Genomic DNA, 14,220 nt, shown 5'->3' on the forward strand with positions numbered 1-14,220 from the left:
TGGATTGTCGCTCGAGAGAAATGTAAGAATGCGGATGATGAACGAACGCCTGCTCGTGGTCCTGCTGGCGGCACTGGGGCTGTTGTCGCTGTGGCTGGCGCCCTGGGGGGCTTTGAGCCGCGAAACGAGCGCCCGCAGCGCGCTCCTGCTCCTGCCCGACCGCGTGCTGGACTTTACCGGCCGCACCGAGCCCCTGGCCGTGCCCGGACAGGCGCGCACGCTGGGCCTGAGCGCCGCCGCGCTCTTGCTCATCTTGGGGGCGGCGCTCTGGTCCGACAGGCGCCGCGCCTGGCTCTGGCTGCTGGGGGCGCTCCTGCTCCTGGGCGCGACCCTCTACGGCCTGGCCGGCCTCCAGGGGGCGGTCGAGGCGGCGCGGCAGGCGGCCTCCGAGGCGGGTGTCGATGCCCGGCGCCTGCCCTACGGCCGGGCGGGCGCGGGCTTCGCCGCGGCCTTTAACATCGCCCTCAGCCTGGCTGTGGCGCTCCTGGCCCTGCGGCTGACGCGGCTGGGGGCGGCCATCGACAGGGTGACAGCCTCGGTGGCGGTGCCGGCGACCTCGATAGGGCTGGCGCTCGTCGTCAGCGCGGCCGTTATCCTCGTTTTGCAGCCGACGGCGCTCGGCCGCGGCGTGGTCATAGCCGGGCCGCTCATGGCGCTCGCCGGGCGCATCGACACGGTCTTCTACGCCTACCAGACGCTCTTTGCGGGTTCGCTGTCGAGCGTCGCCGGGCTGGCCGAGGCGCTCAAGTTCACCACGCCGCTCATCTTCACCGGCTTAGCGGTGGCCTTCGGCTTCCGCGCCGGCCTCTTTAACATCGGCGCGCCGGGCCAGATGATCCTGGGCGCGATTCTCGCCATGATGGTGGGCGTGTTCATGCCGGGGCCGCGCCTCCTGGTCCTGCCCGCGGCGGTCTTGGCGGCGGCCCTGGGCGGCGCCTGCTGGGGCGCCATCCCCGGCTGGCTCAAGGCGCGCTTTGGCGCCAACGAGGTCATCAACACCATTCTGCTAAACTACATCGCCGCCTCGCTCTTGCTCTTCATCCTCTCGACCGACCAGATCTTCGCCGCTTCCGCCCTACGCATGGTCTACGTCGTGGCGGCTTTCGCCCTGCTTGCCCTGCTGCTCAACCTCTTGCCGCCGCCGCGGAGGCTGTTCGCTCGAGCCCCGCGGCTGGCCCTGGCCGTGGGCGGCGTCCTCTTGCTCGCTCTTATGGTCGGCGCGGGCCTGCCGCAGGCGGGCGACCGGCCGGTCAACCTGGCCCTGCCCTTCAAGGCGCCCGGCACCGAGCCCAAGTCGCACCCCATCCAGCCCGGGGCGCGCATCCCGCAGCTTCCCGCGCTCTTGGGCGTCGATATCCGGCAGTCGCCGGGGACCAACGTGGTGCGCGTTAACTACGCCCTGCCCTTGGCGCTGCTGGCCGCCGGCTTGGCCTTTCTTGGCCTCAGGGCCTCGCCGCGCTTCGCCGCCCTGGGCCCGCGCGCGGCGGCGGCCGTGGGCGCGGGCGCCCTAAGCTACGCGCTGGCCTGGGCGCTGGGTCTGGCGGCCCGGGCGACCGCCGTCCCGCCCAGCAACGTGAACGCCTCGTTCCTCTTGGCCCTCTTGGCGGCGGTCTCCTTTTATGTCCTGCTGTGGCGCACGAAGTGGGGTTACGAGCTGCGCGCCGTGGGGCTGTCGCCCAAGGCCGCCGAGTACGGCGGCGCCAACGTCGCCAGGAACGTCATCCTGGCGATGACCATCAGCGGAGCCTTGGCGGGACTGACGGCCAGCCACTACGTTCTGGGCGGCGCCTTGGAGGAGTACGCCCTGCGCCAGGCGCTGCCGGCCACGGACGGCTTCGAGGGCATCGCCGTGGCGCTCCTGGGCGCCAACACGCCGGTCGGCGTAGTCTTCGCGGCCTTTCTCTTCGGGGTGATGAAAAACGGCGGCGCCAGCTTGAACATCACCTTTACCGACCTCAGCCGCGACGTGGTCAATATGATCTTGGCCTTGGTGGTGCTCTTTATCGCCGCCAGGGGCTTCTTGCCCAAAAGGCTCGCCAGGCCCCGGCAGGGCGGCCTGCCGCCGACGCTAGAGGCGCCGGTCTCCGTGGAGGCCAGGGCCCCTAACCGGGCGCCCAAGGAGCAGGCGGAGGCCCCAGGTGGATAGCTTTCTCATCATCACCCTGATCGGCTCGAGCCTGCGCGCCACCACGCCGCTCCTCCTGGCCGCCTTGGGCGGCATGTTCAGCGAGCGCGCGGGCGTGGTCAATATCGCCCTGGAGGGCATCATCATCTTCGGCGCCCTGGCCGCGGCCGTCACCACCCAACTCGTCGAGGCGCCCATTCTGGCCGAGAGCCCCAGGGCGGTGGTGCCCCACGCGCCGTGGCTGGGCGTCCTGGCCGGGGCGGGCGCGGGCGGCCTGGTCGGCGCCCTCCATGCCGTCGTCTGCATCCGCTACAAGGCCGACCAGATCATCTCGGGCACCGCCATCAACCTGATGGCCCTGGGCGTTCCCGCGGTGATCCTGACCGCGCTCTACCAAAACTCGCAGACGAGCGCGCCCATCCGCAACCGCCTGCCCTTCTACGGCCCCGACGGCTTCGCCTTCAGCCCGCTCGTCTACGTGGCCTTCCTGCTCGTGCCGGTCGCCTGGTACCTGCTCTTCAAGACGCCCTTCGGCCTGCGCCTGCGCGCGGTCGGCGAGCACCCCGAGGCGGCCGACAGTGTGGGCATCAACGTGTGGCGCCTGCGCTACGCCGGGGTGATCCTCTCGGGCGTCCTGGCCGGGCTGGCCGGCGCCTACCTTAGCATCGGCAACCTCAACCAGTTCATCGCCGAGATGTCGGGAGGCCGCGGCTTTATCGCGTTGGCCGCCTTGATCTTCGGCAAGTGGCATCCCTTCGGCGTCCTCGGAGCGACCTTGCTCTTCGGCGCCTTCGAGTCGGCGGCGACGCTGTTGGGCGGCGGCCGCTTCATGCCCTCCACCTTGGTCCAGAGCATGCCCTTCATCCTCACCATGATGGTCTTGGCCGGCTTCATCGGCCGGGCGATTCCGCCCAAGGCGATCGGCAAGCCCTTTGAGAAATGAATTTCAATCCCTTTTGAATCCTCCCGCTACTGTTCCCGCTACTGTTCCCGCTACTGTAGAGCCGGCATTAAAGTGGCTCCGAGCCATTGCTGTTAGTATGGATCGGATCAAAGCCCTGGCTCCTTTGGGGCGTCCTTTTGTGTTGTGCTTTTGTGTTGTGCTTTTGTGTTGTGCGCTAACGCTTCTGTGAGGTGACGATGGCATTCGAACGTTCCGCTGGCCTCCTCTTGCACCCGACCTCGCTGCCCGGCCCTTACGGCGTCGGCGATCTGGGCGACGAAGCCTACCGCTGGATCGACTTTCTGGAGAGCGCGGGTCAGAGCCTCTGGCAGCTCATGCCGCTCGGCCCTACGGGCTACGGCGACAGCCCCTACCAGGCCTTCAGCGCCTTTGCCGGCAACCCCTATCTGGTCAGTCCCGATAGGCTGGTGGCGGAAGGGTTTTTGGACGAGCGCGATCTTATCGACCGGCCCGCCTTTCCGGACGACTATGTGGACTATGGGGCGGTGATCCCCTTCAAGCTGGACTTGCTGGGCCGCGCCTTTGCGCGCTTCGAGGCGAGTGGTTCGAGCGACGCGCGCCGCTCCTTTGAAGGCTTCTGCCGGGCGCAGGAGGGCTGGCTCGAGGACTATGCTCTCTTCATGGCCGTCAAGGAGGCGCATGGCGGCAAGGCCTGGGACGACTGGGACGAGGCCATCCGCGCCCGCAAGCCCGAGGCCGTCAAGGGCTGGCGCGAGCGGCTGGCGCGCGGGGTGAGCCGCCAGAAGTTCTGGCAGTGGCTCTTCTACAGCCAGTGGCTGGCGCTCAAGGCTTATGCCAACGAGCGCGGTGTCAAGATCGTCGGCGACATCCCCATCTTTATCGCCTACGACTCGGCCGACGCCTGGGCCAACCCGGAGCTCTTCTTCCTCGACAAGGCGGGCAAGCCGACCGTGGTGGCGGGGGTGCCGCCGGACTTCTTCAGCGAGACCGGCCAGCGCTGGGGCAACCCCCTCTACCGCTGGCAGGAGATGAAGAAGGACGGCTACCGCTGGTGGGTGGCCCGCTTCAAGAGCACTTTGGAGTTCGTCGACATCGTGCGCATCGACCACTTCCGCGGCCTCGAGGCCTACTGGGAGATTCCCGCCGCCGAGCCCACCGCCGTCCGTGGCCGCTGGGTCAAGGGCCCCGGCCAGAGCTTTTTCGACGCGGTGGGGGCGGCCCTGGGCGAGCTGCCCATCATCGCCGAGGACCTGGGCGTCATCACCCCGGCGGTCGAGCGCCTGCGCGACGACAACGCTCTGCCGGGCATGAAGGTCTTGCAGTTCGCCTTTAGCGGCTCTCCCACCGATCCCTACTTGCCCCACAACTACACGGGCAACTTCGTGGTCTATACCGGCACCCACGACAACGACACCAGCCGCGGCTGGTTCGAGGGAGCCCCTGAAAACGAGCGCGACATGGCCCGGCGCTACCTGGCGGTGGACGGAAGCTCCATCGCCTGGGACATGATGCGCCTGGCCTTCGCCTCGGTCGCCGACATCGCCGTCGCGCCCTTGCAAGACGTCTTGCAACTGGGTTCCGAGGCGCGCATGAACACGCCCGGCGTGGCCGCCGGCAACTGGGACTGGCGCTACTTGCAGGGCAGCCTGAACCCCGGCCTGGCCGGAGCCTTGAGGGATATGACCCACCGCTACGGCCGGCTGCCGGAAGGGCCGGTGGCCGACACCCCCTACCGCCAGTCGGTGACGGCATCGGCGGTCGAGAATGCCTAGCTCGAGAATGCTTGGCCCGAGAACACCCGGCTCGAGAATGCTTGGCTCGAGAATCTTTAGGAGGAAAAGGTGAGAGTAATTCGCGTCGAGAAAAACGGTGGACCCGAGGTCTTAACCCCCCAAGAGCTCGAGCGCCCCACGCCCGGCGAGGGTGAGGTGCTGGTCAAGCTCGAGGCCGTCGGCGTCAACTTCATCGAGATCTACCAGCGCAAGGGCCAGTACAAGCTGGCCCTGCCCCATACCCCCGGCGGCGAGGGCGCGGGCGTCGCCCTGGAGGTAGGCGCGGGCGTAACCGACATCAGCGAGGGCGACCGGGTCGCCTCGGCGAACCTGCAGGGCGCCTACGCCGAGTACGCGCTCGCCCCGGCCGAGCGGCTCGTCGTCCTGCCCGCTGGCCTAGGGACCGACGTCGCGGCGGCGCTCATGCTCCAGGGCATGACCGCGCACTACCTCTCGCACAGCACCTACGCCCTGACCGAGGGCGACACTTGCCTCGTCCACGCGGCGGCCGGCGGCGTCGGGCTGCTGCTGGTGCAGATGGCCAAGAGGCGCGGCGCGCGGGTGATCGGCACGGTCTCGAGCGAGGTCAAAGCCGAACTGGCTCGGGGCGCCGGCGCCGACGAGGTCATCCTCTACACGGAGCAGGACTTCGCCGAGGAGGTCAAGAGGCTCACCGGCGGGGCTGGCCTCGAGGTCGTCTACGACTCGGTCGGCAAGACGACCTTTGAAGGGAGCCTGAACTGTCTGGCGCCGCGCGGCATGCTCGTCCTCTACGGCCAGTCGAGCGGGCCGGTGCCGCCCTTCGACCTGCAGGTCCTGAACGCCAAGGGCTCGCTCTACCTCACCCGGCCCTCGCTCGGCTACTACACGCGGACGCGCGAAGAGTTGCAGGGGCGCGCCGGTGACATTCTCGGCTGGGCGGCCTCGGGCGAGATCAGCGTGCGCATCGACTCGCGTCTGCCCCTCGCCGAGGCGGCCGAGGCGCAGCGCAAGCTGGAGAGCCGCGGGACCTCGGGAAAGGTACTGCTCATTCCCTAGGGCGAATTCCCTAGAGCGAAGTAGGCCCAAATTGTAGGAGGCTACCTCTTCGGGTGGTTTCACAAATCGCACAATCGAGCTAGAGTCGGAGATTGATCTTGGCTTTCGGCTCGAGAGGAGAGACCCTTGTTCGACCCCATGTTCAGACACATGTTCAGACACAGCGCCTTGCGTTTACTCATCCTGCTCGCCGCCGTGACGGTGACCGCGGCCTGCGCCGCGACCTCGGAGGACACGGCGGATGAGCCGGGCCTCCTCGAGACCTTAGAGATCGCCCGCGACCTGCCCCAGCCGACCTCCATCAGCCACGCGGGCGACGGCTCGGGGCGGCTCTTCGTGACCTTGCAGGAGGGGAGGATCGCGGTTATCGAGGACGGCAGCGTCCTGGCCGAGCCCTTTTTGGACGTGAGCGCGCTGGTGTCGTGCTGCGGCGAGCGCGGCCTCCTGGACGTGGCCTTTCACCCCGGCTACGCCGACAACGGCCTCTTTTTCGTCAACTACACCGACGCCAACGACGATACCGTGGTGGCACGCTATGAGGTGTCGGACGATCCCGACCGCGCCGACCCGGGCTCCGCCCAGATCCTCTTGACCATCGCTCAGCCCTACGGCAACCACAACGGCGGCCAGACCAGCTTCGGCCCCGACGGCTACCTCTATATTGGCATGGGCGACGGCGGCTCCGGGGGCGATCCACAGAACCACGGCCAGAACACCGAGACGCTCTTGGGCGCGCTGCTCCGCATCGACGTGGATGGGGAAGAACCCTACGCCATCCCCGAGAGCAACCCCTTCGTCGGCGACGAGACCGTGCGCGACGAGATCTGGGCCTACGGCCTCAGGAACCCCTGGCGCTTTTCGTTCGACCGCGCCACCGGCGACCTCTTCATCGCCGACGTGGGCCAGAGCGCGCGCGAGGAGATCAACTTCCAGCCTGCGGGTTCCTCCGGCGGCGAGAACTACGGCTGGCGGCTGATGGAGGGCTCGGCCTGCTACAACCCGAGTGCGGACTGCGACGACGGCAGCCTGACCCTGCCGGTCTTGGAGTACGATCACTCGCAGGGCTGCTCGGTGACGGGCGGCTACCGCTACCGCGGCGCGGCGCTGCCAGGGCTCGAGGGGGTCTATCTCTTTAGCGACTTCTGCTCGGGGCGCATCTGGGGCGGCACCCAGGACGCGGCGGGCGCCTGGTCGAGCAGCGAACTGCTCAGCACGGGGTTCAGCATCACCACCTTCGGCGAGGACGAGGCGGGCGAGGTCTACGTCGCGGATAGGGGAGGCGTCCTCTACCGCCTGGTCGCCCCTTCGCGCTAGCGTTTAGAAGATGATTTGGTCGGCTGGGCTGCCGTGGAGGGCGCACGGGCTGAAGAGGTAGGCGACCTTCACCGGTAGCGCCAGCGCAAGAGGCGCTTCTCGAGCCTGCCCGCCAGGGCGAAGATTAACAGCACGAAGGCCATGATCAGGACGATCAGGGCGAGCATCAGAGCGGTGTTGTAGGTGGTTTGGGCGAAGGAGAGCTGGTAGCCGAGGCCGCGGCTCGAGGCCACGAACTCGCCCACCACCGCGCCGGTGAAGGCGAAGCCGACGGCGACCTTCAGGTTGCCGATGATCCAGCTCGTCACCGAGGGCAGATAGACCTCGCGAACCAGCAGCCAGCGCCCGCCGCCGAGCGTCCTGATGCGCTCCACCAGCCGTTGGTCTACCTCCTTGATGCCGCTGTAGACGGCGAAGAACATGAGGACCGAGACGAGGACAAAGGCCACCGCCGCCTTCGAAGCGACGCCGATGCCCAGCCAGACCACGAAGAGCGGCGCCAGGATGACCCTGGGAATGGCGTTCAAAAGGATCATGACCGGCTCGAGCAGCTCCTCGACGAGCGGCACCAGGGCGGCGACGAAGCCGAGGACGGCGCCGGCGAGGAGGCCCGTTGCCAGGCCGATGAGCGCCGCCGCGAAGGTGGCCTCGAGGTGGGGCCAGATGGTGCCGCTGGCGAAGAGGGTGACGAGCACCTCGCCCACCCGGCTGGGCGGCGGCACGAAAAAGGGATCGACCAGCCCCAGCCGGGAGAGCCCTTCCCAGAGGCCGAGCAGGACGAGGACCGCGACGAGGCGCCTCACGCGGCGACCTCGGCCAGGCCCACTTCGTCCGACAGGTCACGCCACAGCCGCTCCAGGAGCGGCGCGAAGGCGGGATGGGTGCGTGCCTTCAAGAGGTCGCGGGGTCGCGGAATGGGCACGGGGTAGCGTTCGCGGACTCTGGCCCTGGGGCCCTGCGAGAGCAGGTAGACGGCGTCGGAGAGGGTGAGGGCCTCCTCTAGGTCGTGGGTGACCAGGAGCACGGTGAGCTTTTCGCGCTCGACCCAGTCCAGCAGCTCCTGGGTGATGCGGTGCCGGACGATGGCGTCCAGGGAGGCGAAGGGCTCATCCATCAAGACGAGCTTGGGCCTGAGCGCCAGAACCTGCGCCAGGGCGACGCGCTTGCGCTGGCCGCCCGAGAGCTGGGCGGGAAAGCGCTGCGCCAGGCCCGACAGGCCCAGCCGGACGAGCCAGGTCTCGGCCTCCGCCAGGGCCTGCCGCCGCTTCATGCCGCGGATCTTCAGGCCCAGGGCGACGTTCTGCTGGGCGCTGCGCCAGGGCAGCAGGGCGTCGTCCTGAAAGAGAAAGCCGATGTCGCGCTGCGGCACCTCGAGGGCGACGCGGCCGGCGCTGGCCTTTTGCAGGCCGGTCACCACCCGCAAGAGGCTGCTCTTGCCCGAGCCCGAGGGACCGACCAGGCTGACGAACTGCCCGGCCCGAAGCTCGAGGCTGACGCCCTCCAGGACCGGCTCGGCGCCATAGCTCATGGTCAGGTCGTGAACCTCGAGCACTAGAAGTCCGCCACCGCGAAGTTGAAGAGCGCCTCTAAGTCGGGGTCGGTCTCGAGCAGGCCGGCGATGGCCAGCGAGCGCTCGACGCGCTCGGCAGCTTCTAAGTCGATGGTCACCGTGGTGGGGTAGAGCGAGAGGCGGTAGCGCTCGATGATGGCCTCGAGCGCCGCGCGGTCGCCGCCGACGATGAGCTCGTCGGGCAGGGTGTCCACGATGAGCTCGGCAGGGGCGGTGTGGACGAACTCGAGGCCCCTGGTCAGGGCCCGGGCGATCGCCTGCATCTCCGAAAAGCGCGCCTCGCTCTCGCCCGCGCGCACCGCCACGCCCATGAACTCGTAAGGGCCGCCCAGGAAGCGCTCGGCGTCTTCTAAGTCCATGGTGTTGACGAGCACCCGGCTGCCCTCTTCCTGGAGCAGCGACAGCGCCGGCTCCTGCACCATGCCCGCCTCCACCTGGCCGAGGCGCAGGGCGTCGTAGAGGTTGGGGCCCAAGATGGCGAACTCGACGCTGCTCGCGTCCACGCCGGCCTGCTCGAGCAGGTAGAGCAGCAAGGCGTGGTCGGCGTTGCCCAGGGCCGAGATGCCTACCGTGCGGCCCGCGAGGTCGCTTATCCCGGTGATGGCCTCGGCGCGGGCGGGCGCGGTGGCGAGCGCGAAGAGCGGCAGGCGGCCGGTCGAGGCGAAGCGCTCGATCTCGGCGCCCCGCGCAAAGGCCTGCAGGGCCACGTCGAGCGAGGTGGCGGCGTAGTCCACCGCGCCGCCGACCAGGGCCTGCATGGCCGCGCTGCCGCCGCGGGTGTAGACGAGCTCGACCTCGAGCCCCTCCTCGGCGAAGTAGCCGCGCCGGAGCGTCACCTCGTAGGGAACCACGCAGAGAAGCTGCGAGCAGAAGGCCAACTGGACCCTGCGCCCCTGCGCGAAGCCGAAGCGGCTCACGCCCAGGCTCAGCCCGGCGACGAGGGCGGCGAGGCCCTTGACGACGGTGCGGCGGTCAACTGCCCTGTCCAAGGCGGCGAGCGCGGTGGTGGACGCGGAGTACTTTCGGGTGCAGCAGCTCATGGAACCTCCAAACCGTCGTAGGCGCCGCCCTATTCGCGACAGGCCTACAACGGGCCAGTTAGTTGATAGTTTTCATCAACTAACTGAGATAAGCCCCAGTATTGAGCGGTCCGGGGTTCCTGTCAAGGACCCCGCCTACGTCCGCGAGGCCTAGGCTCAGAGCTACACCGTTTGTTTTTCCGCTTGCTCTCCTGGCGCCGGGAGCGGCCGGTCGCGGCGCATGGGCTGGCGTCGGCCGTAGCTCAGGGTGCGCCACAGCCATTCTACCGGCCCATAGCGGAAGCGCTTTAGCCACAGCGGGCTGTAGAGGAGCTGGCAGCCGAAGATGAGCAGGGTGATGAATAGCGCTGCGGCAGGGCTCACGCGGCCGTAGAAACCTAGCCCGTAGGCGTAGAAGATAAAGCCGGCCAGCAAGCTCTGCATGAGGTAGTTGGTAATGGCCATGCGCCCGACTGCGGCTAGTGGCGTCAGCAGCCGCGGCGCGCGCTGGCAGAGCAGGGTGATAGCGCCCGCGTAGAGGAGGCAAAAAGCCGGTCCGCCCACGACGTGGCCGAGCGTGCTGGCAAGCTCGAGCGCGGCGTAGCGCTCCGGTTCCGCCGTCAGCATCGCCAGCCGAGCGTAGACGATGAGGCCGTTGCCGACAAGGCCCACGGGGAGGCTAAAGGCCATCACCCGGCGGACGAGCGGTAGCCGCGCGCCGAGGTCGGTAATCATGCCCTGTTTAACGAGGTAAAGCCCCAGAAGCATCATGGCGAGAAAGAGCGGCAGCGCGAGGATGTTGGCCTGGAGGCTGTGGAGGTACTCGCTTGCCCGCTGGCGCGTGATCTCCATAAAGCTGCCCGTGCTGTAGGCCTCGAGCGACCTCTGCGCGTAAGTTCCGTAGATGAGCGCATGCTCCTGGACGTGCCGCTGCGCTTCGGCGGCTGGCCCAGGAACCAGAACCGCCACGCCTAGGGAAAAGGTCAAAAAGACGACGAGACCGCCCCACAGCGTCAAGGCCGTGACGAGCAGCGCGCGTTCAGGCAAGCGGTAAAAGAGCAAGAGAAAGAGGCCGGTGACGGCGTAAGGCGCTAGAATATCGCCCATCCACAAGAAGACGCCGTGAAGGATACCGAAGCCCAGCAGCACGACCATGCGGCGCACGAAGATGCGCCGCTTCTCGCCGCCGAAACGCCCGAGTTGGAGGGCGATGCCGATGCCAAAAAGCAGCGAGAACATGGTGATGAACTTGGCTGAGGCAAAAAAGGCCACGAAGAGCCCGGCGGCGCGGTTCGCCAGCCCCGGAAAGCGCTCGGCGCCCGGCACGTCCCAGAGCGCGGGGCCACTGAAAAGCGCCATGTTGACGAGCAGGATGCCCAACAGCGCGACGCCGCGCAAGACGTCGAGCGTAAGCACGCGCTCCCCGGCTCCGACCGGGCGGGTCTCACCGGCGAGCATTTTGGGTCACGCTCCTCAGCTGTTCCAAAACCGATTCGCCTAGTGGGGACATCATCGCTCCTCCTTTACCTTTATTATCTTTGCCTCTGCCGAGACCCTGAGCCTTGCGGGCTCGAGCGGTTGCGCCGGTTGCCTTAGGGCTCAGCCGACCTCGCAAGCATCACACTGATCCGACGCCGTGGCGCCTGATTACGGAAGGTCGCTGGTGTAGAGGCTCGACCCGAAACCATAGGCGATCTTGCCGCCGTCGCTCGAAAAGGCGACGTTGCCGCCGCCGCCCTGGGTGCTCGAGTCCACCACGTGCCTGACTCCCGTCGCCAGCTCGAGGACGTTCAGACTGGAGCGGAGTACCTCGCAGCTTGGCGGGCCGAGAAAGGAACCACCGCCCTCTTTAAGGCACACAAAGGTCCAAAAGGCGATCTTGTTACCGTCCGGCGACCACGGAGGCATGAAGGGGCCGCCCACGCCCTCGGCATTGGCGACTTTCTGTTCCTGACCGGTGGTGACGTTACGGAGGAACAATTCGTCTTCCCTCAGGCCTTCCTGGTCGAACCTCGTAAAGAGGATGCGGATGCCTGCCGCGTCCCAGCGAATCCTGAACAGGGAGTCGTTCGCGCTTAGGCCCAAAGACAGAAGCTCGGGGTCGCCGCCGTCTACGGGAACGATGGACCAAAGCGCCTTATCGGGCGACTCGTACGGCTCGAGCCGAATCCCGTTCAGCAAGACGGCGCTACCGTCGGGCGACGGCGCGACCGGCGCGCCCGCGCCCAAGGGGCGTTCCTCGCCGGTCGCTAAGTCGTAGAGGTAGCTGGCTTGCGCGTCCTCGGCGCCTCGAGCGTAGGCGAGGCGGCCGCCGCCTACGAGGACGAAGCCGGCGGGTGACAAGAACGAGGTGGTGACGCCGCAGTCCAGCAGCCGCTCGCGCGCGCCGCCGCTCAGCGAGTGGCGAACGACGGCGCTCGAGGCTTCTTCGCCACGCCCAGAACCGGGCTCGCCCCCTCCACAGCTCTCGAGGTAAAAGAGCGCGTCACCGTCTTCGCTCATCTGGAGGGAGAAGACGTCCCCCGCCTCCAGCAGGCTCTCACTGATCCCCGTTTGGGCGTTGACCCGGAAGAGCGTCGGGCGGTGCGTCGTGCTGGAAAAGCTCCGGTAGAAGATGTCCTCACCGGGCGACCAGAGAGCGGCGCCGGTGAAGTCGGCCCCGGCGTGGCTGCTGAGAGCCCGGCCTCGAGGCGGCTCGTGGAGCGTGGCGCAAGACGGGAGGAAAAAGGTCAGGGTGAGCAAAGTCAGCAAGGCTTTTCGCATGGGCTTCTTGTATCCTCCCTTGCTCGCTTTCCTGGCAGGGGAATGAGCCGGGCCTGCTCGAGTCCCGGTTGAGGCCAGGGCTTGACTTCCCGGAAACGTCGCTTGAAACCAGTCCAACGGCCGATCATCAGCACGATTCCTCGATGATGAGAGGGACCGTGATGGTTTCTTCCAGGTCGCCGCTGACCCCACGAATACGAAAGGAGCCTGTACCCGGCGAGACCTCGGACGGGTCGGCGATTTCCAGGGTGAGGTAGAGCCAACGCAGTTCGTGGCTACGTTGCAAAAGGTCTGCGGGAAACACGCCGCTCACGCCCGGAGGGAGACCCTCGACGACCAGAGCGATGGGGGCACTAAAGCCGCCCGCCCGCCAAAAGTAGACGTGCACAAACGCGGTGGTGATGACGTTGGGGTCCATACAAGGCGGACGTGTCCCACCCGTCATATCTTTGAAGGAGAGGAGGAAAAACCTTCCGCTTCGCCCAGGCGCGTAATTGATGCTGATGAAACTTGACGCGCTCTGCCCAGCGCTGTCTTTGGCGGATACGCTGATGTCATGAACGCCTTCAGGCAAACCAGACAAGGTGAAGCTAAAGCCATTGCCCTGCGGGCTGACGGCGACCTCGCTGCCGCCGTCGAGCTGGTAGACAAGCTCCACGATGGGCGCTTTGGAGATGCGATTGCTCGAGACCGAGCCCCAAACGGTGATGGTCTCGCCCGTGACGATGCTATCAGCAAGAGGAGCGGCGATGCTCACATGAGGGAGGTTGGGAGGGTCGGGGCACGGGACGGGATTTCCCCATTGACCAATACATATTCTCTCAGAGCGCATACAGCCCGCGCCGACCGTCAGCATCAGGAGCGCTGCGGCGACGAGGAGCATGAGCACCTTGAAACGTAAGACGACATCCGAAACCATAACGACCTCTACCCTTTTGTGCCGTGTGGTCTGATTTGTGCCGTGTGGTCTGAGCAGCCGGACGACCACGGCCCCGTCTCCGGCTGACTGCAAGAAGTTCAAAAGTGAAGGTTGACGCCCGCGCGCACCTTGGTCAAAAAGACGCCGATGAAGAGAGGAACGATCTGAGGCTGCACTTCGGCGAAGAGGCCGAAGACCTCGAGGCGGTACTCGAGGCCCAGGGTGCCGTGCAGGCTGGGGAGCACCAAAGAACTCCCAAAGAAGGGCGTGATGACGAGGTCGGGGCCGCCCCCCACGTAGACGGTGGTGGCGGGGCCTACGGGGCTGAAGAGGTAGAGCGCGTCGGCGCCTATGAGCGTCGTCGTCAGGCCGGTTTCGAAGGTCAGGTTGGTCTCGACGGTCAGGCGCAGGCCGAAGTCGGGTGTGACGCTGCCGCCTAGCTGGACGCTCGGCAGGAGCAAGGTCTCGAGGCGCGGATCGCTGAGGGCGACGCCGGCCAGCAACATGCCGCCGCCGCCCACATAGAAGCTCTGCGCCCCGGCGAAGGGTAGCGCGCTCAGCGTCAGAAACAGCAGCAGGGTTTTCATACCTTTCAGCGGCGCAGCGCCTCTCGACGCTTGGGCCGTATAGCAGTGCCTAATCACAAGAGTGCCTAATCACCCTCTTCGCCGAAGTCGGTAAAAACCTCGCCGGGCGACAGGTCGTACCAGGCGCCCGTGGCGCCGTCCAGGATGAGGGGTGGCAAGGTCGTGCCGAGCGCGACGCCTAGGGCTAT

The 14,220-nt window shown here is 67.1% G+C and carries 12 protein-coding genes; 5 read left to right on the top strand and 7 right to left on the bottom strand.

The window, feature by feature from the left end; genetic code table 11:
- The first annotated feature begins 34 nt into the window (after positions 1–34).
- From M3498_15110 to M3498_15130, 5 genes are all read left to right on the top strand, one after another.
- Positions 35–2,146: an ABC transporter permease gene (locus tag M3498_15110; GenBank protein MDQ3460609.1), complete on the top strand. Its 2,112-nt coding sequence runs from the start codon at positions 35–37 to the stop codon at positions 2,144–2,146.
- Entirely contained in the window at positions 2,139–3,068 is a 930-nt protein-coding gene (locus tag M3498_15115) for an ABC transporter permease (GenBank protein MDQ3460610.1), read from the top strand. Before M3498_15110 ends, M3498_15115 begins: the two co-directional genes overlap by 8 nt.
- Positions 3,069–3,265: 197 nt before the next feature.
- The gene (gene malQ / locus M3498_15120) at positions 3,266–4,822 is read left to right on the top strand and encodes a 4-alpha-glucanotransferase (protein ID MDQ3460611.1); all 1,557 of its coding nucleotides are present in this window, start codon (positions 3,266–3,268) and stop codon (positions 4,820–4,822) included.
- A 69-nt stretch (positions 4,823–4,891) separates the two neighbouring features.
- Positions 4,892–5,860: a quinone oxidoreductase gene (locus M3498_15125; protein MDQ3460612.1), complete on the top strand. Its 969-nt coding sequence runs from the start codon at positions 4,892–4,894 to the stop codon at positions 5,858–5,860.
- Positions 5,861–5,986: 126 nt separating this feature from the next.
- Positions 5,987–7,174, top strand: coding sequence for a PQQ-dependent sugar dehydrogenase (locus M3498_15130; protein MDQ3460613.1), 1,188 nt, complete (start codon positions 5,987–5,989; stop codon positions 7,172–7,174).
- Positions 7,175–7,242: 68 nt separating this feature from the next.
- Here M3498_15130 and M3498_15135 read toward each other — a convergent pair whose 3' ends face one another.
- From M3498_15135 to M3498_15165, 7 genes are all read right to left on the bottom strand, one after another.
- Positions 7,243–7,977 (bottom strand): ABC transporter permease, encoded by a 735-nt coding sequence (locus tag M3498_15135; protein MDQ3460614.1) that lies wholly within the window; start codon positions 7,975–7,977, stop codon positions 7,243–7,245.
- Positions 7,974–8,726 (bottom strand): ABC transporter ATP-binding protein, encoded by a 753-nt coding sequence (locus M3498_15140; GenBank protein ID MDQ3460615.1) that lies wholly within the window; start codon positions 8,724–8,726, stop codon positions 7,974–7,976. Before M3498_15140 ends, M3498_15135 begins: the two co-directional genes overlap by 4 nt.
- A complete protein-coding gene (locus M3498_15145) occupies positions 8,726–9,784 on the bottom strand; it encodes an ABC transporter substrate-binding protein (protein ID MDQ3460616.1) in 1,059 nt (352 codons plus the stop codon). Before M3498_15145 ends, M3498_15140 begins: the two co-directional genes overlap by 1 nt.
- A gap of 162 nt (positions 9,785–9,946) precedes the next feature.
- The gene (locus M3498_15150; GenBank protein ID MDQ3460617.1) at positions 9,947–11,221 is read right to left on the bottom strand and encodes a DUF418 domain-containing protein; all 1,275 of its coding nucleotides are present in this window, start codon (positions 11,219–11,221) and stop codon (positions 9,947–9,949) included.
- A gap of 189 nt (positions 11,222–11,410) precedes the next feature.
- Entirely contained in the window at positions 11,411–12,526 is a 1,116-nt protein-coding gene (locus M3498_15155) for a hypothetical protein (GenBank protein MDQ3460618.1), read from the bottom strand.
- A 127-nt stretch (positions 12,527–12,653) separates the two neighbouring features.
- Positions 12,654–13,445: a hypothetical protein gene (locus M3498_15160; protein MDQ3460619.1), complete on the bottom strand. Its 792-nt coding sequence runs from the start codon at positions 13,443–13,445 to the stop codon at positions 12,654–12,656.
- A gap of 98 nt (positions 13,446–13,543) precedes the next feature.
- Positions 13,544–14,032 (bottom strand): hypothetical protein, encoded by a 489-nt coding sequence (locus M3498_15165; GenBank protein ID MDQ3460620.1) that lies wholly within the window; start codon positions 14,030–14,032, stop codon positions 13,544–13,546.
- Positions 14,033–14,220 lie beyond the last annotated feature (188 nt).

It is taken from the genome of Deinococcota bacterium, from assembly GCA_030858465.1.
GTDB lineage: Bacteria > Deinococcota > Deinococci > Deinococcales > Trueperaceae > JALZLY01.

What these genes read in the sequence shown, in the direction of transcription:
- M3498_15110 (MDQ3460609.1), top strand. Translation starts at nt 35, where the DNA reads ATGATGAACGAACGCCTGCTCGTGGTCCTGCTGGCGGCACTGGGGCTG.
- malQ (MDQ3460611.1), top strand. Translation starts at nt 3,266, where the DNA reads ATGGCATTCGAACGTTCCGCTGGCCTCCTCTTGCACCCGACCTCGCTG.
- M3498_15145 (MDQ3460616.1), bottom strand. Translation starts at nt 9,784, where the DNA reads ATGAGCTGCTGCACCCGAAAGTACTCCGCGTCCACCACCGCGCTCGCC.
- M3498_15150 (MDQ3460617.1), bottom strand. Translation starts at nt 11,221, where the DNA reads ATGCTCGCCGGTGAGACCCGCCCGGTCGGAGCCGGGGAGCGCGTGCTT.
- M3498_15155 (MDQ3460618.1), bottom strand. Translation starts at nt 12,526, where the DNA reads ATGCGAAAAGCCTTGCTGACTTTGCTCACCCTGACCTTTTTCCTCCCG.
- M3498_15160 (MDQ3460619.1), bottom strand. Translation starts at nt 13,445, where the DNA reads ATGGTTTCGGATGTCGTCTTACGTTTCAAGGTGCTCATGCTCCTCGTC.
- M3498_15165 (MDQ3460620.1), bottom strand. Translation starts at nt 14,032, where the DNA reads ATGAAAACCCTGCTGCTGTTTCTGACGCTGAGCGCGCTACCCTTCGCC.